The organism is Myroides pelagicus (assembly GCF_009711055.1).
Classification (GTDB): Bacteria; Bacteroidota; Bacteroidia; order Flavobacteriales; family Flavobacteriaceae; genus Flavobacterium; species Flavobacterium pelagicum.
Genome location: NZ_WMJY01000017.1, coordinates 52,110 through 76,818 on the forward strand (window position 1 = coordinate 52,110; position 24,709 = coordinate 76,818).

22 protein-coding genes and 3 tRNA genes are annotated in these 24,709 nt (G+C 34.6%); 8 read left to right on the plus strand and 17 right to left on the minus strand.

The annotated features are described in order from the left end of the window. Positions 1 to 32: 32 nt before the first annotated feature. From GJV77_RS08760 to GJV77_RS08790, 7 genes are all read right to left on the minus strand, one after another. Positions 33 to 107, minus strand: a tRNA-Val gene (locus GJV77_RS08760). 50 nt (positions 108 to 157) lie between these two features. Continuing rightward, positions 158 to 235: transfer RNA gene (locus GJV77_RS08765), tRNA-Val, on the minus strand. A gap of 89 nt (positions 236 to 324) precedes the next feature. Then, positions 325 to 1,542: a bifunctional folylpolyglutamate synthase/dihydrofolate synthase gene (locus tag GJV77_RS08770; RefSeq protein ID WP_155035992.1), complete on the minus strand. Its 1,218-nt coding sequence runs from the start codon at positions 1,540 to 1,542 to the stop codon at positions 325 to 327. Between the two features lie 19 nt (positions 1,543 to 1,561). Beyond that, entirely contained in the window at positions 1,562 to 2,383 is an 822-nt protein-coding gene (locus GJV77_RS08775) for an energy transducer TonB (protein ID WP_155035993.1), read from the minus strand. Between the two features lies 1 nt (position 2,384). After that, on the minus strand, positions 2,385 to 2,780 hold the full coding sequence (locus tag GJV77_RS08780) for an ExbD/TolR family protein (RefSeq protein WP_155035994.1): 396 nt from the start codon (positions 2,778 to 2,780) through the stop codon (positions 2,385 to 2,387). Then, positions 2,780 to 3,496, minus strand: coding sequence for a MotA/TolQ/ExbB proton channel family protein (locus GJV77_RS08785; RefSeq protein WP_155035995.1), 717 nt, complete (start codon positions 3,494 to 3,496; stop codon positions 2,780 to 2,782). Before GJV77_RS08785 ends, GJV77_RS08780 begins: the two co-directional genes overlap by 1 nt. Positions 3,497 to 3,798: 302 nt before the next feature. Then, positions 3,799 to 4,893 (minus strand): anhydro-N-acetylmuramic acid kinase, encoded by a 1,095-nt coding sequence (locus GJV77_RS08790; protein ID WP_155035996.1) that lies wholly within the window; start codon positions 4,891 to 4,893, stop codon positions 3,799 to 3,801. Between the two features lie 98 nt (positions 4,894 to 4,991). Between GJV77_RS08790 and GJV77_RS08795 the strand changes: the two genes are divergently transcribed. Beyond that, positions 4,992 to 6,131 carry an acyl-CoA dehydrogenase family protein gene (locus tag GJV77_RS08795; protein WP_155035997.1) on the plus strand — a complete coding sequence of 380 codons (1,140 nt, stop codon included), beginning with the start codon at positions 4,992 to 4,994 and terminating at the stop codon, positions 6,129 to 6,131. 357 nt (positions 6,132 to 6,488) lie between these two features. After that, positions 6,489 to 8,945 carry an ATP-binding protein gene (locus tag GJV77_RS08800; RefSeq protein ID WP_155035998.1) on the plus strand — a complete coding sequence of 819 codons (2,457 nt, stop codon included), beginning with the start codon at positions 6,489 to 6,491 and terminating at the stop codon, positions 8,943 to 8,945. Positions 8,946 to 9,012: 67 nt separating this feature from the next. Here GJV77_RS08800 and GJV77_RS08805 read toward each other — a convergent pair whose 3' ends face one another. The 6 genes from GJV77_RS08805 to GJV77_RS08830 form a co-directional block, all read right to left on the minus strand. Beyond that, the gene (locus GJV77_RS08805) at positions 9,013 to 10,272 is read right to left on the minus strand and encodes an NAD(P)/FAD-dependent oxidoreductase (protein ID WP_155035999.1); all 1,260 of its coding nucleotides are present in this window, start codon (positions 10,270 to 10,272) and stop codon (positions 9,013 to 9,015) included. Positions 10,273 to 10,351: 79 nt separating this feature from the next. Continuing rightward, on the minus strand, positions 10,352 to 11,602 hold the full coding sequence (locus tag GJV77_RS08810) for a hypothetical protein (RefSeq protein WP_155036000.1): 1,251 nt from the start codon (positions 11,600 to 11,602) through the stop codon (positions 10,352 to 10,354). A gap of 65 nt (positions 11,603 to 11,667) precedes the next feature. Continuing rightward, complete coding sequence (locus tag GJV77_RS08815) at positions 11,668 to 12,132, minus strand: SMI1/KNR4 family protein (protein WP_155036001.1); 465 nt, start codon at positions 12,130 to 12,132, stop codon at positions 11,668 to 11,670. A 112-nt stretch (positions 12,133 to 12,244) separates the two neighbouring features. Continuing rightward, positions 12,245 to 13,132, minus strand: coding sequence for a bifunctional 5,10-methylenetetrahydrofolate dehydrogenase/5,10-methenyltetrahydrofolate cyclohydrolase (locus GJV77_RS08820; protein ID WP_155036002.1), 888 nt, complete (start codon positions 13,130 to 13,132; stop codon positions 12,245 to 12,247). Positions 13,133 to 13,211: 79 nt separating this feature from the next. Next, entirely contained in the window at positions 13,212 to 14,552 is a 1,341-nt protein-coding gene (gene ffh / locus GJV77_RS08825; protein WP_155036003.1) for a signal recognition particle protein, read from the minus strand. 527 nt (positions 14,553 to 15,079) lie between these two features. Beyond that, positions 15,080 to 15,238: a hypothetical protein gene (locus tag GJV77_RS08830; protein ID WP_155036004.1), complete on the minus strand. Its 159-nt coding sequence runs from the start codon at positions 15,236 to 15,238 to the stop codon at positions 15,080 to 15,082. Positions 15,239 to 15,443: 205 nt separating this feature from the next. On the opposite strand from GJV77_RS08830, the gene GJV77_RS08835 reads away from it, so the two are divergent. Further along, positions 15,444 to 17,126: an RluA family pseudouridine synthase gene (locus GJV77_RS08835; RefSeq protein ID WP_155036005.1), complete on the plus strand. Its 1,683-nt coding sequence runs from the start codon at positions 15,444 to 15,446 to the stop codon at positions 17,124 to 17,126. A gap of 42 nt (positions 17,127 to 17,168) precedes the next feature. Then, positions 17,169 to 18,404, plus strand: coding sequence for a DUF445 domain-containing protein (locus GJV77_RS08840; protein ID WP_155036006.1), 1,236 nt, complete (start codon positions 17,169 to 17,171; stop codon positions 18,402 to 18,404). Positions 18,405 to 18,447: 43 nt separating this feature from the next. Here the strand turns inward: GJV77_RS08840 and GJV77_RS08845 are convergent, their stop codons facing one another. Then, the gene (locus GJV77_RS08845; RefSeq protein WP_155036007.1) at positions 18,448 to 18,873 is read right to left on the minus strand and encodes a GNAT family N-acetyltransferase; all 426 of its coding nucleotides are present in this window, start codon (positions 18,871 to 18,873) and stop codon (positions 18,448 to 18,450) included. Between the two features lie 206 nt (positions 18,874 to 19,079). Here GJV77_RS08845 and GJV77_RS08850 point away from each other — a divergent pair. Both GJV77_RS08850 and GJV77_RS08855 read left to right on the plus strand, forming a co-directional pair. Beyond that, a tRNA-Ser gene (locus tag GJV77_RS08850) sits at positions 19,080 to 19,164 on the plus strand. Between the two features lie 273 nt (positions 19,165 to 19,437). Continuing rightward, positions 19,438 to 20,757, plus strand: coding sequence for a site-specific integrase (locus GJV77_RS08855; protein WP_155036008.1), 1,320 nt, complete (start codon positions 19,438 to 19,440; stop codon positions 20,755 to 20,757). Positions 20,758 to 20,866: 109 nt separating this feature from the next. On the opposite strand, the gene GJV77_RS08860 is transcribed toward GJV77_RS08855, so the two are convergent. Together GJV77_RS08860 and GJV77_RS08865 are read right to left on the minus strand one after the other, a co-directional pair. Further along, positions 20,867 to 21,121, minus strand: coding sequence for a MerR family transcriptional regulator (locus tag GJV77_RS08860; protein ID WP_002985535.1), 255 nt, complete (start codon positions 21,119 to 21,121; stop codon positions 20,867 to 20,869). A gap of 127 nt (positions 21,122 to 21,248) precedes the next feature. Beyond that, positions 21,249 to 22,841 (minus strand): hypothetical protein, encoded by a 1,593-nt coding sequence (locus GJV77_RS08865; protein WP_155036009.1) that lies wholly within the window; start codon positions 22,839 to 22,841, stop codon positions 21,249 to 21,251. 178 nt (positions 22,842 to 23,019) lie between these two features. Here GJV77_RS08865 and GJV77_RS08870 point away from each other — a divergent pair, with 178 nt between their 5' ends. Continuing rightward, a complete protein-coding gene (locus tag GJV77_RS08870) occupies positions 23,020 to 23,424 on the plus strand; it encodes a helix-turn-helix domain-containing protein (protein ID WP_155036010.1) in 405 nt (134 codons plus the stop codon). Between the two features lie 76 nt (positions 23,425 to 23,500). On the opposite strand, the gene GJV77_RS08875 is transcribed toward GJV77_RS08870, so the two are convergent. Further along, positions 23,501 to 24,031 carry a hypothetical protein gene (locus tag GJV77_RS08875; RefSeq protein ID WP_155036011.1) on the minus strand — a complete coding sequence of 177 codons (531 nt, stop codon included), beginning with the start codon at positions 24,029 to 24,031 and terminating at the stop codon, positions 23,501 to 23,503. A 328-nt stretch (positions 24,032 to 24,359) separates the two neighbouring features. Here GJV77_RS08875 and GJV77_RS08880 point away from each other — a divergent pair. Beyond that, positions 24,360 to 24,709 (plus strand): JAB domain-containing protein (locus tag GJV77_RS08880; RefSeq protein WP_155036012.1); only part of this gene is annotated, 350 nt, incomplete at its 3' end.

Below are 24,709 nucleotides of genomic sequence, written 5' to 3' on the forward strand. Positions count from 1 at the left end.
AAACTAAGGTTTATACTTCTTCAAGTATATAGTGGGCGATGAGGGATTCGAACCCCCGACCCCCTCGGTGTAAACGAGGTGCTCTGAACCAACTGAGCTAATCGCCCAAAATATCATTTAAATAATTTGGTGTTCCAATATGTGAGTTAAAAAAAAATGGTGGGCGATGAGGGATTCGAACCCCCGACCCCCTCGGTGTAAACGAGGTGCTCTGAACCAACTGAGCTAATCGCCCATTTCTTTTTAAGAACGTGTAACCGTTTCGCTGATTACGGGTGCAAATATACGACGGGATTTTTAGTTTGCAAGCTTTTTCTTCTTTTTTTATAAAATTTCAGCAACAACAAATGTGCTTCCACCTACATAAATTAAATCTTCTGAACTAGCCTCAGCTCTAGCTTGAGCGTAAGCATCTAATACTGAAGCACAAACTAAACCATGTAGATCAAACTTAGCTGCTTCGGTTTGTAAAACCTCTGCTTCTAGACCTCGTAAAATATTTGGCTTCGCAAAAAAATATTTAGCCTCTTTGGGCAATAATGGCAATACAGAAGCTAAATCCTTATCATTAACCACACCAAAAACAATGTATAATTGCTCAAAAGTTTCGTGCTTTAATTGATTCATGACGATAGCTAATCCATGTGCGTTATGTGCTGTATCAACAATTGTCTTTGGTCTATTCGCTACTACCTGCCAACGACCTAATAAGTTTGTATGTTGAGCGACATGTAATAACCCCTTCTCTTCTTGAATTGAAGAAATTGAAAAACTATCTCTTAAAAGCTCTATGACCTGTCGTACAGTGCGAATATTCGCCTTTTGATAATCTCCTTTTAAATCAGATTGCAAATGATTATCCCTATATGTATCTTGTGCGTAATAAAGAGTTGTTCCTACTTCTGTTGCTTTTTTCTCAAAAACTGGTTTTGTCTCTTCCGTATATTCGCCAATAACCACAGGTATTCCCGTTTTAATAATACCAGCCTTTTCTGCTGCTATTGCTTCTAGCGTATTTCCTAAAAATGCCGTGTGATCTTTACCAATATTAGTAATGACTGAGACCAATGGCCGTATAATATTCGTAGAATCTAGTCTCCCCCCCATACCTACTTCTATAATAGCCACATCAACTTTCTCTTGCTTAAAATATTCAAAGCACATACCTACAGTCATTTCGAAAAAACTTAAGGCATTTGCTTCAAAGAATGTTTTGTTCTTAGCAATAAAATCTACAACAAAAGACTCACCTATTTCCTGACCGTTAATTTTAATACGTTCACGAAAGTCTTTCAAATGCGGAGATGTATATAATCCTACTTTGTATCCTGCCTCTTGAAGAATAGCAGCAATCATCGAAGATGTTGATCCCTTCCCATTTGTTCCAGCAATATGCACTGTTTTAATCCCTAATTGTGGATTATTCAAGTGGTCAATCAATTTAATTGTATTCGATAAATCAGCTTTATAGGCTACTGCCCCTTTTTGCTGATACATTGGCAACTGGACAAACATCCAGTCTAAAGTTTCTTGATATGTCATCCGTATAAAAAAATAGGATCTACGATCCTACTCTAAAATTAATTACTATAAACCCTACTTGTGTAGCAGGTGCTTTATCATCAGGTTTCCATCGAAAGGTTTTTGCTGTTGCGATAGCAGCATCTGTCAAGCATTTAGCAGAGTTAGTTGTTCCTTGAGCATATCTAGCCGAAACAACGTTCCCTGATTTGTCTACGCGAATTTCAACAACAACAGTACCAACCTCATTACAGTCCGGTACAACCTGTCCCTTTGAAGCCAGGCTTCTTCCATTTAGCCCCCAACTCGTTCCACCCCCCGATCCTTGTCCTTTACCTTTTCCATAAAAAGAATTAGCATACACATCACCATCAAGGGTACCTTGAGTTCCCTCTTTAGTACTAGTACCACTTCCTTTTGTTTGTTCTCCTTTTGTCGCAGGTCCATTAATCAGACTAGCTAAGGCATCAGTAGTCGTTTGACTTGGCTTCGGATCTGGTTTAGGAGTTGGCTTTTTCTCAACTACTTCTTTTTTAACCTCTTCTTTTTTCGGCTTATCATCCACCTTTTTCACAACAGGTGTTTCCACTGTATTCTGTACCGTAACAGGAGGAGTAGTTTCACTTACAGGTTGTTCAACAGCTTGCACTTCTGGTTGTGTTTCTACAATATCCTTTACCGGTACCTCTCCTTTACCTTGATCACTATTTCCAAAATTAATAGCTATTTCTCCACCTAATAAATAAGGGTCAGGAGTGGGTTGAGTGATTTTATAGAAAAAGAACAATAGCAGTAGCAATACAAATACGGTTGACGTAATTGAAAAAGCCTTTCTCTCGCTATCTGTTTGTAAAAACTTCATATTACTTTGGTTCTACTGCTAATACAATCTTATAATTATTGCGGTAGGCAATATCCATGACAAAAACGGCATCCTCAACAGGAACACCTTTAGCTACATGCAATACAACATTAGGTTCTGTTTGCCCCTCTAACTTGGTCTTCAAACCTGTCTCTAATTGATCTACTTCATAACTCTCTTGATCAATAAAATAATTCGACTGCTCATCTATACTAATCGCCACGGTCTCAACTGAATCAGACTTTCCGTCTGAATTAGGCAAAACCAAGTCCAAAGCATTCGTCGTTGTCATCGTTGTAATCGCTACCATAAAAAATATCAATAACAAGAAAACAATATCCGTCATAGACGACATATTGAATTCTGCTGACACTTTATTTCTTCCTCTTATATTCATTAGGCTGGCTCATTTAATAAGTCAAGAAACTCTACTGCGTTTGCTTCCAATTGATGAACAATTTTATCAATTTTACTCACCAAGTGATTGTAACCTATATAGGCGATTAATCCCACGATAAGTCCAAATACAGTTGTCATCATCGCTGTATAAATCCCCTCAGCCAATACACTCATATCAATGCGACTTGAACCACTAGCCGACATCTCGTGAAATGCCATAACCATACCGACAACAGTACCCAAGAATCCAGTCATAGGCCCTGCTCCTGATAAAGTCGCCAATAAGTTGATATTTTTCTCTAGTTTATAAACCTCTAGTTTACCCGTATTTTCAATTGCTGTATTAATATCTTGAAGAGGTCTTCCAATTCGAGATAGTCCCTTTCCAATCAATCGAGCTACCGGAAGATCAGTACTAGTACATAATGTCTTTGCTTGCTCTATCTCTCCTTTAGACAAAAAGGCTTTAATTTGACTCATAAAATTCTCATCAAGCTTAGCAGCTTTTTTAATAGCAAAGAAACGCTCTAAGTATAAATACAAAGCCATAAATAACATAGCTAAAATCACAACCATTATAGATTGTCCTATAATACCACCACTGAAAATAATCTCACTCAGTGCTAACTCCTTCTCTTCTACTCCTGTTTGTGCTATTGTATCTGATACTGTCTGAGCGACTGCTGTAGTATCTACTTGCAAAAAATGAATCATATATTACTCTTATTTAATCTGTTACGTTTTTATCTACACTGGCTAAAAATTACTAGTCAATAACTTTGTTTACAATAAAACGAATAAAGTTCTATTATCATATATTGTTTAATAAAAACAACATTTAATTAACAAAAAGCCAAATATTCACAAAGGGTCAAAGATAAAATGTTTTTATAGACAAAAAAGCTTAATCTGGACAATAAATACAATTTACCTAAACACCTTTCCAGAGACTTAACCTTTTGAATAATTCACTATTCCCTCTGAAACAGCTAAGGTATAGCTCTTTGTCATCTATATCATTCTACCTCAGTATAACGCTTGTAAATTTTACCTGAAGAATGATCGTATTTAGCCCCCGTTACACTAGCTAAAACGTTAACCTCATCTCTCCACTTAAGCACACCTAATAATCCAAAAATAATAGCTTCTTTGTAATCGACGATTTTCTGTTCTGGAACAATGAATTCGACATCCCCCCTACAAGCGCGAATACGATCCATTAAATAAGTGTTATGCGCTCCACCTCCTGTCACTAAAACAGTTCCTCCTACAGCCTCCGGTAAAGCATTAGCAATCTGTAAAGCGATGTGCTCAACATAAGTTGCTAAAAGATCTTCAATACTCAAAGTAGTATATCGCTGTAGAATAGGAATATAATAAGCTTGGATATATTCAACACCTAAAGACTTTGGCGGTAGTTGTCTAAAAAACTCTAGACTATTCAACTCTTGAAACAATGCTTGAGAAACGCTCCCTTTACTCGCTAGTTTCCCACCTTCATCGTAAGGTAAATCTAATATACGCACAGCCTCGTTCAGTAATGTATTAACAGGGCATATATCAAAAGCTATGCGGTAATTCAGCTTATTCTCAAAAGAGATATTGGCGAAACCACCTAAATTTAAACAAGCAAAATACTCACCAAACAATAAACGATCCCCAATAGGCACTAATGGAGCTCCTTGCCCTCCTAATAATACATCTTGTACTCTAAAATCACAGATAACATCACAATCAACATAATCTGACAATATTGGCAAATTACCTATTTGTAATGTATAGCCTAAATCAGGTTTATGAAAAATAGTATGTCCATGCGAACAAACTAAATCAACTTGTTCGATCTGATGTGTCTCTATAAATTTAGTAATAACCGTAGATAAGTATAAAGTATATCGTTCATCTAGCTTCTCTAAATCTTGTTGATTCATCTCCTTTGCACTTATTAATCGCTCCTTCCAACTAGAAGAATAAGGAACTGTCTCTGCTACTATTACTCTAAACGCCCATTGTTTACCTTCTTCATAATTGAAAGTAAGATATGCCAAATCTACTCCATCTAAAGAAGTACCTGACATAACGCCTATAATTGTGTATTCATACTTTTTCATAGGATAAAATTACAGAATGTACATTGAATAATTAATATAATTCACATATATTTGAGAACTACAAAAAACTAGAGGAACTAAAAATTAAAAAACTATAGATGGATTTTAAATTAACAGAAGAGCAGTTGATGATTCAACAAGCTGCTCGTGACTTCGCACAAACAGAATTATTACCAGGAGTAATTGAAAGAGATGAAAACCAAATCTTCCCAGCAGAACAAGTAAAAAAACTAGGAGAGCTTGGTTTCTTAGGAATGATGGTTGACCCTAAATACGGAGGTAGCGGTCTTGACAGCGTATCTTATGTATTAGCAATGGAAGAAATTGCAAAAGTAGATGCATCTGCAGCGGTAGTAATGTCTGTAAACAACTCTTTAGTTTGTGCCGGATTAGAAAAATATGCAAACGAAGAGCAAAAAGAAAAATATTTAAAACCATTAGCTTCAGGACAAGTAATCGGAGCTTTCTGTCTATCTGAGCCAGAAGCAGGATCAGATGCTACCTCTCAAAAAACAACAGCAGTTGACATGGGAGATCACTACCTACTAAATGGTACTAAAAACTGGATTACTAATGGTAGTACAGCTGATTACTATATCGTAATCGCTCATACTAACCCAGAAAAAAAGCACAAAGGTATTAATGCTTTCATCGTAGAGAAAGGATGGGCTGGATTTGAAATTGGTGCAAAAGAACAAAAAATGGGTATCCGTGGATCTGACACACACTCATTAATGTTTACTGATGTTAAAGTTCCAAAAGAAAACCGTATCGGAGAAGATGGTTTCGGTTTTGCATTTGCAATGAACGTATTAAATGGAGGTCGTATTGGTATTGCTTCTCAGGCATTAGGTATTGCACAAGGAGCTTACGAATTAGCTTTAAAATATGCTAAAGAGCGTAAAGCTTTTGGTACTGAAATTATCAATCACCAAGCAGTTGCATTTAAATTAGCAGATATGGCTACTCAAATTACTGCTGCTCGTATGTTATGTTTCAAAGCTGCTGCAGAAAAAGACGCTGGACAAGATATTTCTTTATCAGGAGCTATGGCTAAATTATTTGCTTCAAAAACAGCAATGGATACTACAGTAGAAGCAGTACAAATCCACGGAGGTAATGGATATGTTCGCGAATACCACGTAGAGCGTATGATGCGTGACGCTAAAATTACACAGATCTATGAAGGAACTTCTGAAATACAAAAAATTGTAATTTCTAGGGGTATCGCTAAATAATCAAGTACACAATATTCTTTTTAAGGGGCTATTTATGTTAAACATAAATAGCCCCTTTTTTCTAATACCTCAATCAAATAAAAAAGGTTTGTACGTAAATACAAACCTTTTTCCAAAAACACATTAAACTTAGATGACTTCTTTTTTGCTATATTTTACATACTTCTCATTCTGTCATATATCACTCAAATATACAATAAAAAGTTAAAAAACAATACAAAAAACAAATAAACATACAAAATCATACAATAAAACCACCTACCTTTTATTTAAATCCTTTAAAAGAGTAATTTTAATTACAGCAACTTACTTATTCGTACTTTTACAACCACAATCATTTGAAGTGAATCATATACAATGAAAAAGACATTTTCTATCAAACTAAAAATAGTTATACTCTATATAATACTATTTTCTACAGTAATTTCATCCGGCTTATACATCTATAAAGAAGCCAAGAAATTTAGTGTTCCCGAACTTCACATGGTAAACGAAAACAATAAAATATTCTTAGTAAGTAGTACAATCAATGATTTATACAACTCTGAATCATATAGTAGAAATGCAATCCTTACGGGTAGTCCTAAGGATATTAAACTCTATTACAATCAACTTGATACTATTGTAAACAACCTAGAAAAAATACAAAACAGTGTTAATGATCCAGTAATACAGGATAAACTGAATACTGTTAATATCTTATTAGCGAAGAAAAAGAAAAGTTTTTCAGAATTAGTTAATGCACGCAAAGCAATTAATGAACCTAGTGACTACAAAGAAGCTTTTGATGAAATCTATATCTTAAGAGAAGAAATAGAACAAAATATACAACCTACTGTTATTAAAAGCAAGGAAAAAGAAAAAAGAAGTGCTTGGGCTAGATTATTTAAAGGAGACAATACAGATACGATTACCACAACGATTAACTACCCTAGCATCTCAGATTCACTAATCAGTGCAATGGAAAAAATTGTATCTAATACACAACAAAAAATTGACCAAAAACAAAAAAACTTATTCCTGCAAGAAAAGAAACTATTAGAAGAAAATAAAAATATTACAAACCAACTTAGAGGCATCTTACAAAATGTAGAAAAGAATATTATCTCTTTATCATATCAAAAAATAAATGAGTCTAAATCGCACATTAGCACAGCCTCTACCAATATTGCGTATATCGGCGGATCTGCGCTTATTGTCATTATTATATTAGGTTTTATTATCATTAAAGACCTTAACCAAACACAAGAATACAGACTCGCGCTAGAGAAATTAAATAGAGAAAAAGAAGAATTATTACGCAGTAAAACTATGCTGTTTGCTACTGTAACCCATGATTTACAAACACCTTTAGGAGGTCTCTTAGGATTCACTGATTTATTAGCACACACACCTTTAGATCAAAAGCAAAATCAATACATTCAAAACATAAAAACTTCTTCTCACTACATCAGAAACTTAGTGAATGACTTAACTGACTTTTCTAGACTTGAAAACAATAAAATCACTATCCAAAGCAGTAAAACCAATCTTCACGAATTGATTGAAAGCACCTGTCAAATACTTCAGCCAAACGCTGAAAACAAAGGCATTGCTTTACATTGGAAAGTAGATACAGAATTAAATAAAAATATTCTGACTGACCCGTATAGAATAAAGCAAATCTTAACAAATCTAGCATCTAACGCTATCAAGTTTACCCAAAATGGTTCTGTCACTATACATGCTTATAAACAAGATAACCAAATCAAAATCACAGTTCAAGATACTGGAATAGGAATTCACAAAGATAACATCGACAATATCTTTAAGGAGTTCAGACAAGCGCATGAAGGAATTGAAAAGAAATTTGGAGGAACTGGACTAGGGTTAAACATTTCTCAACGATTAATCACTCTTTTAGGAGGAACAATAGCCGTTGAAAGTGAATTGGGGAAAGGATCAACATTTATCCTCACACTTCCCTATATTGAAATCACAGAAGAAGATCAACAAACCGATGAAACTACAAACGCAATAGCTCAACTCAAACTATTAAAAGACAAAACTATTCTTGTCATAGATGACGATAAAATACAATTGCAGTTAGTTGAAGAAGTTCTTTCACCTTTCTTCAAGCAAGTCATCACTAAAAATGATTCAACACAAGTTAACGATTTTGTCACAACTAATACTGTTGACCTAATTCTCTCTGATATACAAATGCCTAAAATGGATGGATTTGAACTAGTAAATCAACTCCAGAAAAACCCTACCACCCAACATATACCTGTAATAGCTTTATCAGGTAAGCGAAACCTTACAATAGAAGATTTTACAAATGCTGGGTTCAGTAATGCACATCCGAAACCATTAGAGTTAAATGAATTATTAAAGCTAATCTTAAAAACGTTATTCCCAAACCAAACAGAAGATTTAATAGCTCTTGATTTACAAATTCCAGCACCTGTCAGAGAAAGCAAAGCGAGCAATCAACAATACGACACCTCATCACTTACTCCTTTCATTGGTGATGATTTAGAGGCATTAAAGAATTTATTAGTCATCTTCATTGACAGTACTAATGAAAACTTATTAGATATGGATTATGCCGTTGAAGACTTTGATTTAGAAACAATCAGCAATATTGCCCATAAGATGTTACCCATGTTCCGTCAATTAGAAATAACAACCATCATTCCACAACTTGAAGCCTTAGAAGACCAAACTGTTGTGATTCAAAGCCGAGAAGAGTTACTACCAATAGTGAAATCACTTAAAGAAGATATTAAACATATTCTACAAGCAATAAAAAAAGATTATTTCAAAGGCTAACAACAAGACAAAAGGGACACTCCCAATGAGTATCCCTTTTTTTTATATCCATCTTTAAGTCTATTAACTATACCTGATCTCCTTTCATCATCTTATTCCAATATAGATAAGGCAAGAAGTACTTCTTCAACAACCACAAACGCCAATGTTCTTTATCACTAGAGAAAACTAACATCTGTTTTAACTTAGGATCTGGAGTAAACTCATTCTTATAATTAAACTCAGCCAATACCATCTTTCCATATCCCGTCACCAAAGGACAAGAAGAATACCCCAAATACCCTTTATTTGAAGCCTCACCTCCTCTTATTAATCGATAAAGATTATCGACTACTACCGGAACTTGTTTGCGGACAGCAGCCCCTGTTTTTGCTGTAGGCAACCCAGCCACATCTCCTAACCCAAAAATATAAGTATAGCTCTTGTGTTGTAAACTATTCAAATCTACATCTAGCCATCCCCCAGCGTTCACTAAATCAGACTCCTTAACAAACTGTGGTGCTGTTTGAGGAGGTGCCAAATGTAGAAAATCAAAACTCATTTCTACTACACAGTCTTCTAGCTGACGTATTCCATCAGAACCTGAGGTAATAAAACAAGGATTCTCTTGATTATTACTCACTTTAAAATAAGCTTTCTTGTGCTCAGCATCGATACGTATAGGATTATGTGATGGCATAAAGTGGATACCATAACGATCTACGACTTCAGTCAGCGTTGCTGCAATTTCTTGTACACCAAAAATCACACTCCCTGGCATTGGGAAATACACCTCTGTTTGCTTGTCAATTCCCTTTTTACGAAAATAATCACAAGCTAAATACATGATCTTTTGAGGAGCACCACCACATTTTATAGGAGTATTAGGCTGGGTAAAAATAGCCGTTCCCCCTTTAAAAGCTTGTAACTGTTTCCAAGTTTGTTCGGGATCGATATAATTACTACATACTACACCTTTATTAACTGCTTCTTGCAAACCTTCAATCATTGACAAATCATTGACTAAACCAGGGCACACTACTAAATAATCATAAGATAACTCACCAGTTAGTTGAGTCATCAAAGTGCGCTCTTTTGCTTGAATAGCCGTTACACAATCTCTAATCCAAGTGACCCCTTTAGGTATTAAGTCTGCCGTATAGCGTATTGTTTTTTCTTTCGTATAAGCACCTGCACCAACTAATGTAAAAGCCGGTTGATAATAGTGCTTATCCGAAGGATCAATTATTCCAATATCTAGAGAGCTATCCTTTCGCATCAATTGAGCTGCTGTCATGATACCCGCAGTCCCAGCTCCTATGATAAGTATTTGATAATGTGATTTCATATTTGTTGTTTTTTGTTCAAAGCACAAAGTAGTTTATTTATCCTACTCTTCTTGTAACAAAAGTTACACTCTCCTCCTTTTACCAAAACAATTCGTTATCTTCTTCCTTCCATAGCAGCAAACGATAGTCCTCATATAGATTACCTGTTCCTATTACATGGGTATCCCTTACAGGCTTATTAATTATCAATTTGTGCAATATACCCGCATACGTTCCCACGTATAATATTGTTTCATCGTGAGACATAGCTATCCCACTAATCGTAGAACCTAAGAAATATTGCCACAATTCTTTTCCTTCTTTATTAATAGCACGAATATACCCATAGGCATCCCCTAAAATATAATAATCATTTGTAGAAACACCAGCATATACACGCATTGATTCATCTAAATAAGTAATCAATTCATTTTCTTCCCACCCAGGTATATCTATTCCTTCTAACTGTGTAGCATCGATACCAATAGATATTCCATTATAAAAATGACACGAATTAGTCATCAATTGCCTATCATCTTTTGTAAACAAACAATAATGAGGGTAAGACGATTGAGGGCCAATACTTCCTACTTTATTGCCATCACTATCTAAGATTATATGGTCAGCATTCTGATCTCCTACTACGATATATTTATTATTAAAAGACAAGGTTGCATTCTCCATAGATAAACCTACACCATCTTCCTTCATTTCTTCATCAAATTCTTCAGGAAAAACAAGCTTTTCTTCTTTAGAATCCAAAAGATACACACCTTCTGAAGTAACAACTAACACTTTTTTCCCATCGTTAAAAGGTACTAAACGTGTTATTCCTTCCTCTTTTAAAATAGTTAAAGCACAACTACTGATTAATTCACCATTCCACTCAGTAAGCATTTCTATATGATCAGCATAAGCTATTGCTATCACATCGCTATTCATCGCCTTACCAATACTGCAGATTGAAGAGTTTAATTTTGTTACTTCACGCCCACAAACCATATATGCCTGTCGATCCTCATAGGATGTGCCTTTCATAAAAACCACACAATCCTCACCTAGGGCACTAATATCCCCAATATAGCTTCCCTTTTTATCTAACATTGAAACAAATGGAGCATGTGCAGGTGCAAATAATTCTCTAATCTCCTCCACACTATTAGTCGAATTCGCTTCTCTCAACAACACAAGAACTTCTTCTGCTAAGTTCTCACGGTTATCTTGCGGCTCTTCCCCTTTCCAATTTTCCCAACCATACTCATTGCCATAAGCTACCATTTCATTAATAGCTTTTGCATATTGCTCACCTATTTTATGCCATTGCTGTTGTAATTCTTCTCTTATTTTCATTTAACTCTTTTTATACACTACTCCAAAGGTAGCTTTTTATACAGGCTCATGAAATCTTTTACTATTTATTCTTCAAAAGGAAATTCATTCCATACCAACTCCCAAAAAGAATTACTTCTGTCAAAACGAGCATTAAACAAAGGCTCAATCACTTCTCTTGTTTCTTCTAAATCCACGAGGTAATTCATGAATTGGACACATTTTTCAAACTCTTCAAGAGTAGGAGCTACTTTCATAGACTTCCATCTTCCTGCCCCATGTTCACCAAAGTAAACAGGGAAGCCCTTATCTCCTTCTGTTATATCTATCCAAAACGGATCTTGTGCATAACCACCACAGATTACATACCAATTAGGGTGAAAGTCACCTACATTCACGCCTGTAATGTCTTCCCCTGTATTACTATTATACTTATACCCCCTTTGAAAACTTAGAATATCTCCTGCTTTTGGGTAAAATTGAGGCATAAAGAAATGATCACACTCTGCCTCTTTTGCTACAAAATCTGTAATTACTTTTGGAAACTCCATATTTTATTTTTTAAACATAAATGTAACTTATTCCGTCTAATAAAATTACAGTATACAAAAAAGAGAGATGATTACCCACCTCTCTTTCTATGTACTAAATATTAAGAACTATTTATTCTCCATTTTTTGCTCTTCTTGATCGAGCCAACAAAGTATTTTTCAATAACATTGCAATAGTCATTGGTCCTACACCACCTGGAACTGGAGTAATGAAAGCTGCTTTCTTACTAACCTCATCAAAGTCCACATCACCAGCAATTACATATCCTTTTGGGTGATTAGCATCTGGTACTCTAGTAATCCCTACATCTACTACTGTTACACCGTCTTTTACCATATCAGCTTTTAAGAAATAAGGCACTCCCAATGCTGAAATAATAATATCAGCCTCCTTAGTAATCTCAGCAATATTCTTCGTACGACTATGAGTAAGTGTCACTGTAGCATCACCAGGATATCCTTTACGGCTCAACAAGATACTCATTGGACGACCTACAATGTGAGAACGACCGATAACTACTACGCTTTTACCAGCAGTCTCTACTTTATAACGCTCTAACAATTCCATAATTCCATAAGGCGTCGCAGGTAAAAATGTCTCCATCTCTAACGCCATACGTCCAAAGTTCGTTGGGTGAAACCCATCAACATCTTTATCGGCATCGATAGCTAACAAGATCTTTTGTTCATCAATGTGTTTTGGCAAAGGTAATTGAACAATATACCCATCAATAGCAGGATCTTCATTCAACTCTTTTACTTTTGCTAAAAGTGCTTCTTCTGTTGTCTCTTCTGGCAAAGAAACTAAAGTAGACTCGAAACCTACTTTCTCACAAGATCTAACCTTACTTCCTACATAAGTTAAACTTGCACCGTTTGTTCCAACAATAACTGCTGCTAAGTGAGGTACCTTTTCACCGCGAGACTTCATCTGTTGAACTTCAACAGCAATCTCATTCTTGATATCTTCCGATACCTTTTTTCCGTCTAGTAGTTGCATTAAAAAATTTAATAAGTGTGTTGTTGTAATAAATAAAGAAGGTTTAAACCTCATAATGAACCTTAAACCTTCTCGTATCTTATCTTTGCATACCTTTCATTTGTCCCATCATACGCATCAGATTCTTCCCTTTTGCTCCCTGCATCATCTTCATCATTTTGCTCATTTGGTCAAACTGTTTCAGTAGTTGATTTACTTGTTGTACATCCGTACCCGATCCTTTAGCAATGCGGGCTTTACGCTTCACATCAATAATCGACGGCGTCGAACGCTCCTTTGGAGTCATTGATTGAATAATCGCTTCAATATGTTTAAATGCATCATCTTCGATCTCAACATCTTTCAAGGCTTTCCCCATTCCTGGTAACATTCCAACTAAGTCTTTCATGCTACCCATATTTTTCACTTGTTGAATTTGATTTAAGAAATCGTCAAATCCAAACTCATTCTTAGCAATTTTCTTTTGGATCTTACGGGCTTCTTCTTCGTCATATTGCGCTTGTGCACGCTCTACTAACGAGATAACGTCTCCCATCCCCAAAATACGATCAGCCATACGCTCTGGATAGAACACATCAATTGCATCCATTTTTTCTCCAGTACCAATAAACTTAATTGGTTTATTCACTACTGATTTAATAGATATAGCAGCTCCACCACGCGTATCTCCATCAAGCTTTGTAAGTACTACCCCATCGAAATTTAATCGATCGTTGAACGCCTTAGCCGTATTTACCGCATCTTGTCCAGTCATCGAATCCACTACGAATAATGTTTCATGTGGAGTAATTGCTTTGTGAATATTAGCAATCTCTGTCATCATCGCTTCATCTACTGCTAGACGACCTGCTGTATCGACAATTACTACGTTAAATCCATTAGATTTAGCATGCTTAATTGCATTCTCAGCAATTTGAACAGGATTGTTATTTCCTTCTTCTGAATAAACCTCTACTTTTAGTTGATCTCCAACTACGTGTAATTGGTTGATCGCTGCTGGACGATATACGTCACAAGCTACTAATAATACTTTCTTATTTTTCTTTGTCTGTAAGAAGTTTGCTAATTTACCAGAGAAAGTTGTTTTACCCGATCCTTGTAAACCTGACATTAAGATCACTGAAGGCGTACCAGATAAGTTGACACCAGATGCCTCACCTCCCATTAATTGCGTTAATTCGTCTTTAACGATCTTAACCATTAATTGGCCAGGCTGTAATGTAGTTAATACATCTTGTCCTAAGGCTTTCTCTTTTACGCGATTGGTAAAATCTTTAGCAATCTTAAAGTTCACGTCGGCATCTAATAGAGCTCTACGAACCTCTTTTAGCGTGTCTGCTACATTGACTTCTGTAATCTTGCCGTGTCCTTTTAGGATATGAAAGGCTTTATCTAATTTATCACTTAAATTATCAAACATATCGGTATTATTTTAATACTTTGAGTCGCCAAAGATACTATTTAACTCGTTAAGTCACAAAAAGCAAAAGCAACAAAACAAACTTTTTTTGAAATAATTATCTCATTGCTCATTTCCTCACTTAAAATACTTATTAATATCAGAGTAATATTATAGAGAACTATATCAAATATATACAACTCAACTTAAAAGGATTATCAGGTCAGAATAATTTTCTCTCAGCCAGATCTTATGACTTTCTCTTTAATAGTGTAGAGCATTATGCTATCGGATGGACTAACCTTACTACTAAACAAAGTAGAACACTCTTAATTTACTTCTATCAATATCTTTTTTAATAACTGCTTGTATAGCCTTCATTGGCTTAGAATTATTCATCCTATGGATTTGACAATAACCAGAACTGAAGACAAACACTAACCATAAAATGGTAAACAATTTTTCTTTCATAGTTACTTATAGTTATTTTTTATTTAAAACGGATGCACTCGAATTAAATGATCAAGTACATCCGTTATTTTAGTTTGTTAAATATCATTATTACATCTAACCTTTTCGTAATAATTGATTCTTTCTACCCATTGAGCATCACTATACTGATCCCTATCCAGATAATAATCATTTCCACAACTTGTATCAATTTGATACCAATCTGCAGCCATTATTTCTGCACTAACAAAAAACATAGCCAATAAAAAAAAATCCAGGCTTCCTCATAAATTAATATTTAACTAACATAAGTATATGTTAAAATAAAGATGAGAAATAATTCAAATCAAATATAAGTTTCCTTGTAATATATAAATTCAAATATTTAAAAAATAGTTATTTCATCCAAAATTCACTCTACACATTTTTATCCTTAATTTTGCACTCTAAATAATACAATAAATGTCTCAGCCTAAAGCGATCTTTAGAACGTTTGCTAGTGATGTGCAGTCTATCGAACTGCCCACTAAGTTTACCTTTCCCTTTTATTATGAACCTCACCCCTTGAGCATTCTTGCTGCTGAGGAATTACAAACAGAATTAATCAATCACCCACTTATACAACCTTTATTTGACAAAGCAAGTGAGCAACTATTAGCAGCCGGTAAAATGTTTGGTGTGCTGATAGTCACCTCACCTACTGGAGAGTTAGGCTATTTTGCAGGGTTTTCTGGTAAACTTGGATCACATACACAGATTGACGGTTTTGTACCTCCTGTCTTTGACTTGTGGAATAAAGATAATTTCTTTATTAAGGAAGAGGAAGTTATCAATGCTATCAATAGACAAATAGAACAACGTCTAGAGAATCCTAATTACCAAAGTGCTAAAGCTTTATTAATCCAGCAAATCGAGCAGGAAAAACAAGCGATCACAGCAAAGAAAAAAGAACTAAAGCAATTAAAGACTGAGAGAAAAAAACTGAGAGAACAACAGCAGATCACCTTATCCGAAACGGATTACACCTTATTCAATGAGGATCTAATCAAACAAAGTTTAAGGGACAAACACGAATTACGGGTATTGACCAATGATTGGCTAGAACAAATCAACGCTACTAAAAATAGCATAAGTAGCTATGAAACAGAATTACAAGCACTCAAAGAGGAAAGAAAGCAAAAATCAAATGCACTCCAGCAAAAACTATTTCAGCATTACCGCTTTCTGAACTACCGTGGAGAAGAACAAGACTTATTAGACATCTTTGCTAAAACAGTTCTACAGACTCCACCTGCAGCAGCAGGGGATTGTGCCGCTCCTAAATTATTACAGTACGCCTATCTGCACGGATACACCCCTATAACTATGGCAGAATTTTGGTGGGGAGAATCCCCAAAATCAGAAATACGCAAACACCAACACTACTATCCTGCCTGTAGAGGAAAATGTGAACCTATATTAGGACATATGCTAGAAGGTTTAGAGATAGAGGAAAATCCTTTATTAGTAAACCCTGCATTAAACAGGCCTATCGAAGTCGTTTATGAAGATGAATACTTTGCGATAGTCAATAAACCCGAAGAGTTTCTGTCTGTTCCAGGTATCTATATCCAAGACTCTGTCTATGAACGCATGAGACTTAGATATCCTAATGCTACAGGTCCACTTATTGTACATCGACTAGATATGGCTACCTCAGGGATTTTGATCATCGCTAAGGACAAAGACTCACACAAGGCTATTCAAAGTCAATTCATCAAAAAAACCGTTGAAAAGCGATATGTCGCACTATTAGATGGAATACTACCTTCTGATAATGGACTAATAGACTTACCTCTTCGCGTAGATTTAGACGATCGACCAAGGCAGATGGTCTGCTACGAATACGGCAAACCAGCCAAGACAAAATGGGAGGTCATCGAGCGAAAAGATGGTAAAACGAAAGTTTATTTTTATCCTATCACGGGACGTACCCATCAACTACGTATGCACGCCTCTCACTCTGATGGTCTAAACACTCCGATAGTAGGAGATGATCTTTATGGTACCAAAGCAGAACGCCTTTATTTACACGCTGAAAGCATTACCTTCAGACACCCAAAAACGTACGAATTAATGACATTTACTATAAAAGAGAGCTTCTAAGATCTCTTTTTCTTACTTTAGTACTAGAAAAAGACAGACGAAATGAAGGAAAAGAAAAAACAACTACAAAAACACAAGCGAATTGCCACTGGTTTATTTTTACTCATGGCAATTGTTTATATTGCTATGGTGTATTGGATAAAGCACTCACCTACTGATTGGATGGGCTACGTCAAAGCCTTTTCTGAAGCAGCTATGGTCGGTGCCTTAGCGGATTGGTTTGCTGTAACTGCTCTTTTCAGACAACCTATGGGATTACCCATTCCCCATACAAACCTAATCGTCAATAGCAAAAATAAAATAGGTGATAACCTAGGAGGCTTTGTTACAGATAACTTCTTAACAGCGGAGAATATCCGTCCCTATATTGATAAAATTGATCTTGCAGCATTTGTTTCTACTTGGATAACCGCACCAACTAACCAAAAAGTCGTAGAGCGAGAGTGCGTTGCACTAGCTCAAAAGATAGTTGACAACCTCGATGACACAACAGTTATTCAATTCTTCACAAACAAAGCACAACAAGGGATTGCTTCTATCAATATTCAAAGTTTTGTTGCTCAAGGACTCATGTATGCTGTAGAAAAAGGAGAACACCAACGCCTGCTAGATGTTGTCTTGCCAAAAGCACAGCTGTATATTGAAGAAAACCGAGAAGAAATATATCAAGCCGTTATCGCGAAAAAACCCTTGCTCGGTCTTGTAGGAGGAAAGGCGGTAACAAATCAATTAATCGGTGGTATACACACTTTTCTAGAAGATATCGCTACGAATCCTACACACAAACTACGCACTGAAATAACGACCCGATTAGAAATTCTCGCTGCTGAAATAGCTACGCAAGAACAGTGGAAAACGAAGTTTGAAGAAATTCTAAACCAATTCATTACACCCGAAAAAATTCAGGGATATATCAGTGAATTCTGGCAAACGACAAAAAACTCACTGAATGAGCAGCTTCAAACAGAAGACAGTACTTTGAGAAATTATATACAAACGAACATACAACGCATCGCCGACAACCTTCAAGAAGACGAAGAACTTCAGCAAAAAATCAATCGTTGGGTCAAACACGCTGTTTATAAAGCCGCTTTGAAAAACACCAAGGAGGTTGGAACCTTAATCCGACAGACGGTTAATCGATGGGACGGTAGAGAACTTAGTGACAAGCTGGAATTAGAAGTAGGAAAAGACTTACAATTTATCCGTATCAACGGAACGCTAGTGGGAGGACTAGTTGGATTACTCATCTACATCATCACCCACTTACTCCTTTAGCGAGTTACTGCTTAGTAAGTCTTCACACTTACTAAGCTAGTCTTTACTTGAGTGCCATATGCAAAACAGGATATGGCTTTCCACTACCATCTTCTTGTGAACGCCCCACTACTCCAAATCCCAAATGCTCATAAAAACCAATCGCTTGTTCATTTTGTTCATTAACATCTACCTTAGTAATACCGAATTTTTGTCGTCCAAAAGCAACTAATACTTTTCCAATACCACGTCCCCTAGCTTCTGCATGGATAAAGAGCATCTCTAAACTATCCTCTGCAAGTCCCATAAAACCCATCAACACTCCCTGTTCTTCATACCCCCATAGCTGAACGTGCTCGAAATAAATTGGAATGTTCTCTTTGTAATAAAAAAAATCTTCTTTTTTCAAAAAATCATGCGTGTTCAAGACTGAACTCTCCCATATCTCCATAAGACGTGGATAATCGGTTACCTTTACTCTTCTAATCATCTTTTTTACCTTTATACTGCAAAAATAAACACCTCTACTTTTTTTTATAAAAAAAAGATGAAAAAATTACCATCGATAAAAAACACTATATAAAGCACTTATACCTATACCCTTCAAAAAACACTCATTTCTCCTTACAAAAGATTTGTAGAAAAGGTAAATTGTTCTATATTTGCACTCGCAATACAGAACAAGAGCGTTCGACTGGAGAAATGGCAGAGTGGTCGATTGCGGCAGTCTTGAAAACTGTTGACTGTAACAGGTCCGGGGGTTCGAATCCCTCTTTCTCCGCTGATTTATAAAAGATAACTTTTTAAAAGTTATCAAAAAAGCACAAAACCTATGATTCACAATGAGTTATAGGTTTTTTCTTTTTTAGGGGTATCACATTCTGTTCAAAAGTGCACCTAAAAATATTCGGGATTCGGTGCACAAAAAAACATCTAAGCGATGTGCACCTTTCAACTTAGCGAACCCTTACGCCAAATGGCGCCAGAGAGTTTTAAACTGTGATTTTGGAACGTTTTAATTCGACATTTATTAATATTTAAAAACAGTTGAATTATGTTAGAAAAACAGTTATCAATTAATTTCTTTCTTAAACCAAGTAGAGAGAAAAGTGATTCAAGAGGGGTTTACCTTAGAATCACAGTAGATGGTATTCGCAAAGAGACTTCTTTAAGTCATAAATGGGATATCAATAGATGGAACCAAAAAGCAGGTCGTGCCAATGGCACTAAAGAAGATGCTAAAACGCTAAACTACCTCTTAGATACAATCGTATCAAAGATTACTAAGTACAAATTAGAGCTCTTAAGCAATGAAGAACCTATTACTGCTACTGTGCTTATGGATTATATCCACGGCAAAGGAACAAGTAAAGCTAAAGTTTTAGAGGAATTCCAAAAGCATAACGATGAAGTTTTTAAACTTGTGCCTAAAGAGTATGCTATTGGAACACATGAAAGGTATGTTACAGCAAGATCGCATGTAGCTGAATATATTCGTTATGTATATGGTAAAGAAGATATAGAGTTTAGAGAACTCAATTATGAGTTTGTACTTGGCTATGAACATTATTTAAAGACCGTTAGAGCGTGTTCTAACAATACTGCTATAAAGTATATCTCAAACTTCAAGAAGATTGTTTTACTGGCAGTTGCTAAAGGAATTATCCCTTCCAATCCATTTGTACAATACAAACCTAAAAAGACTAAGCTCAATAAAAAGCCATTAAGCAAGGAAGAGTTATCTATTTTAGAGAACAAAGAGTTTACTAATGAGCGATTAGCTACTGTAAGAGATGTCTTTATTTTTCAGTGTTATACAGGACTTGCTTATATCGATGTATTTCAGTTAAAGAAAAGTGATATTACAAAAGATGAAGAAGGTAATTTGTGGATTAGAATTAACAGACAAAAGACAGATGCTAATATCACTATACCATTACTTCCAAAAGCTATTGAGATAATGGAAAAACATAAAGATCATCCCGCTTGTATTGGTAAAGATATTGTGCTCCCTGTTCGCTCTAATCAAAAGATGAATGAGTATTTAAAAGAGATTGCCTCACTTTGTGAGATAAGCGAATTAAATACCCATAAAGCAAGAAGAACTTTTGGAAGTACTGTAACTCTCGGTAATGGTGTTCCTATTCACGTGGTAAAAGAAATGTTGGGACATCACTCTGTTAAACAAACTGAGGAATACGCTCTAACAGAACAAGAATCTATCAAGACCGAAATGCAGATACTAAAAGGTAAGCTTGAAGAAAAAGCAAATAAACAAACGGATAATTTTACGGACTTACTTGAGAGTTTAAAAAAGCTGAATCCTGATAAATTAGCTCAGCTAACTACTTTTATTAATCAGTTAAATGGATAATAAAACTCCCTCGAATTCTCTACATTTTATAATAATTCAACTGTCATATTTGTAGCACAGAATTCGAGGGAGTAAGTTTTCAACCTTTTTAATGAGTAGAAGTTAACTTCTACTCATTAAAAAGGTTCATAATATCTTTTCTGTTGTAGTAATATGAACCAAGTATTTTGCGATACTGTAATTTTCCACTGATGCGCAGTGTTTGTAAGGAAGCTGGAGAGATGCTTAGTAATTGCCTTGCTACTTTAGCCTTTACCCAATCAAGAGAATTCTCTTTGTTTTGCTTAGCTAAGATTTCTTTTAGCTCTCCAATAATTGTTTGAGCAAACAATCTTAAATCTTCTTTTGTAATCTGATTTTCCATGATAGTTGTTTTTTAGGTTAAACAACTAAGGTAAAGTAGTTACTAAAAGATTGAAATAATTGGAAGGTAAAAAGCATACTTGGCTCTAACTATGCATTTATAAAAACTACTAGTTGGTAAAAGATTATTAGCTCCTTTGATCTACTATTATTTTTAATTCAGCTTGTAATTGAGTAATTAGTTCTAATAGTACTTCTGTTTTTTCTGTATCAAAATTAATAAGTCGTTGATGTACTACTCTATAGTAATCTAATAAAGAAAAAAACTTGGTGCCGAATTTATCAAATAAGTATTGATACTTAATTAAGTCAGTATTCACATTTACACAAAGCAACCATAAAGAGTAGCTAGATAAGTAATTAGGTAAGTATGATAAATGAGCTAATATATATGTCCTACAAAATGACAAAAAATAAAGTGATAGTAGATAAGGAATACTTTGCTTGCACTCTTGGTTCTTTTTAAGTTTCTGTAGTTTTTTGAGCAGTTCTTTAGCTGTATTATTAGTAACAGAATTATAGTAATATAGATCAGTATATAAGGATTCGTGAGGGACTAACCAATGTAGTGATGCATTATATTGACTAGATGAAAAAATCTTGTTCTCATTTTTTATGATGCCAGCAAAGAAATCTTGTGAGCTGTATAATTCAGTTTGAATCCATATTTTAGTATGAGCTATAATAACAAAGTTCGTTTGCTTGTTAAACTTATCTTGTAAACTTGATTCCAAATTCTTAATCTGTTCGTTTGCAAACTTATCACCTATGACAAGAAGATAATAAATAGTTTGGTTACCAAGAATTAACGTCTTGTATAGATAAATTTCTTCTATACGCTGATTTTGATTTAAGCATCTTTCAATGATGATATCATTAAAAGTATCTTGCTTATTTAGCTCTAAAGCCACCTCTGTAATCGTAGGAATGACTATTGGGTGTTTTATTAAACGTTTTAAAGACTTAAAACGGTCTTGAATAAAATTATGAAGTGCGTTTTCAACATTATTAAAAGCCTCAAAGCACTCATGGTAATAAACTTCTCTATCCTCTTCGATTGCTTCTTTTACTCTGTTTATTAAAGCTACAAGATAGTATTCCTCTTCATTTCTTTTAAGAAATAAACCTTCAATCTCTGGATTAAACTTGCTGATTGCTTTTATTCGTTGGTGCAGATTACTGTTTGGACTCATATGCCCTACATATAATTCTTCTAAATATTGTAGGTGTAATTCTAATATACGCTCGTATAGGAGAAACACACTTGAAATAGCGTCTAAAGACTTATACTTATTAAGCTCAGAGCTCAAAAGACCATAATCTTGAAAATATATCTCTTTATAAATATTGTACTGATTCTTAAACTCTTTGAAACTTCTTGTAGCAAGTTTAGTAAAATCAATTCCTTCTTGTTGATAAATTAGATGCTTTTCTTGGTAGATAAGCTCTATTAGTGGATAACCATGCTTAAACTTGTATTTCAAAGAGTCATAATCAAATAACAATACTATGATACCATAGATCTTAAATAGTTTTTTAATTCCTTTGCGATTGGCAATAATGTCAATATCACTTCTGTTATTTAGATGTAAAAGTAAATAGGAAGTCATCTCTATAGTATTACTACAATAGTAAATTTCTAATACAGAAGAAAACTCTGTAATAACCTCTTTAAGTTGATTACTTAAAAAGTCGTTGATAGGTAAAATAGTTGTTTTCATAATTATTGAGTTTTTTGATTTGATTAAAATTCAATAGAACTCATTGAGTAAACTATTCTATCAAGAAGTATAATATTCTCATTAAGGGATATTTTACAAGATAATTTTATAACTTTACCTTTCAATCTTTTTAAATCATTGGCTTTATCTTTGAGCCTTCTTAACTTAGCTATTAATTATGAAACATAAAATACATCAAGGAAGAAATGTAAAGCGTTTTAGAGAAATGCTTGGAATCAAACAAGAGGTTCTTGCTTTTGATTTAGGAGAAGATTGGAATCAGAAAAAGATATCTGTTTTAGAACAGAAAGAGGTAATTGATAATGCACTACTACAACAGGTTTCAAAGGTGCTTAAGATACCTGTTGAGGCAATTGAGAGTTTTGATGAACAGCAAGCTATCAATATTATTGCCAATACAATTACGAATAACGATAATGCAGGGATTATTGTAACTAATAACATTAATCCAATGCAAGAAATTGTAAAACTTCACGAAGAAAAGATTGCTTTGTATGAGCGTATGCTTAAGGAGAAAGATGAGATGATGACTCGTTTAGAGAAATTGATTCAAACTAAGTAGATATAATTTTATACATATAACGGAAAAAAGGTAGAATTACTATGGATGGTATTCTACCTTTTTCTGTCTATTAAGATTATTCATCCCTCTGATATAATAACCAACATGCCTCTATTAATCTATTTATACTAATAAAAGAGGTATTAACTTCTATTGATGGTGGTTCTATAAAGTCTCCAAGTGCAAACTGTGTTATTTCAAATAAATCAGTTTCTAACTTAACTACAGATTGTTTTTCAAAAATATTTTCAAATACTAAATAGGGATTTAAGTACTCCTCTTGTGATAATGCCCCTAAGAATGTCATTAATTTGGAAACTTCTGATTTGTCTATTGGATTTATCGAATAGTATTTTTTTGAGTTGCTTAGTATCTTATAACTACTTCGTATTATCGAACGTAGTAAAGAATAGATCAAAAAAACTATATGAGGGGTCTTCTGTAGATAAATTTCACTTTTATGAGTGTGATTCATTAATTCTGATAAATGCAATTTTAACTCAGGCGGGTGAACTACATCAAATAAGCAGTAAAACATATAATAAGGATTCTTGATTGGTTCTCCATACCATATATGGGCTTCTAAAGAAAATTTTACTTTTTTCATAATTCATGTCTTTTAAGGTTTGTTTAAAAGTATCATGCATTATATCAGTAAACTATTCACTTTAAAAGATAAATTATCTTCTATAAAAGTATTACTACTTTAAAAATATAAGACACATTAAAACATAGAAAATCAGAACTAAAAGAAAAGAATTATTAGGTTTTATTTTTATTATTAATTGCACAAAGTTAGGCAATGCCTAGCGGTTCGCTAGCAAGAAATTCCCCCATAAATGCTTGACTAAAGTCTTCGCTTTATTGCGTTGCTTCTTGCGCTCGCTAAGCCATTACCAATTGTGGCTCCATAATTAATTTAAAAATTTAATAGTATGGAAACTACAGTTTTAAACACAGAATGGCTTATCGCATCAGAAGTAGAATTAATTTACAAATCAAAAGTAAAGGCTTCACAGAGACCTCAAATTACATCTTCTTACAGTGCATATCAAGTTGCATTAAAGGCTTGGGATAGTAACAAGATTGAATTATTAGAACAATTTAAAGTCCTTATGCTTTCAAACAACAATAAAGTACTCGGAGTATTAGAAGTTTCCTCAGGAGGAATAACAGGTACAATAGTAGATTTAAGAATCATTTTCTCCTCTCTTTTAAAAGCGCATGCTACAGCATTCTTGATTGTACGAGGGTGTACCGCCAACTGTGTCACAAAATTAATTAT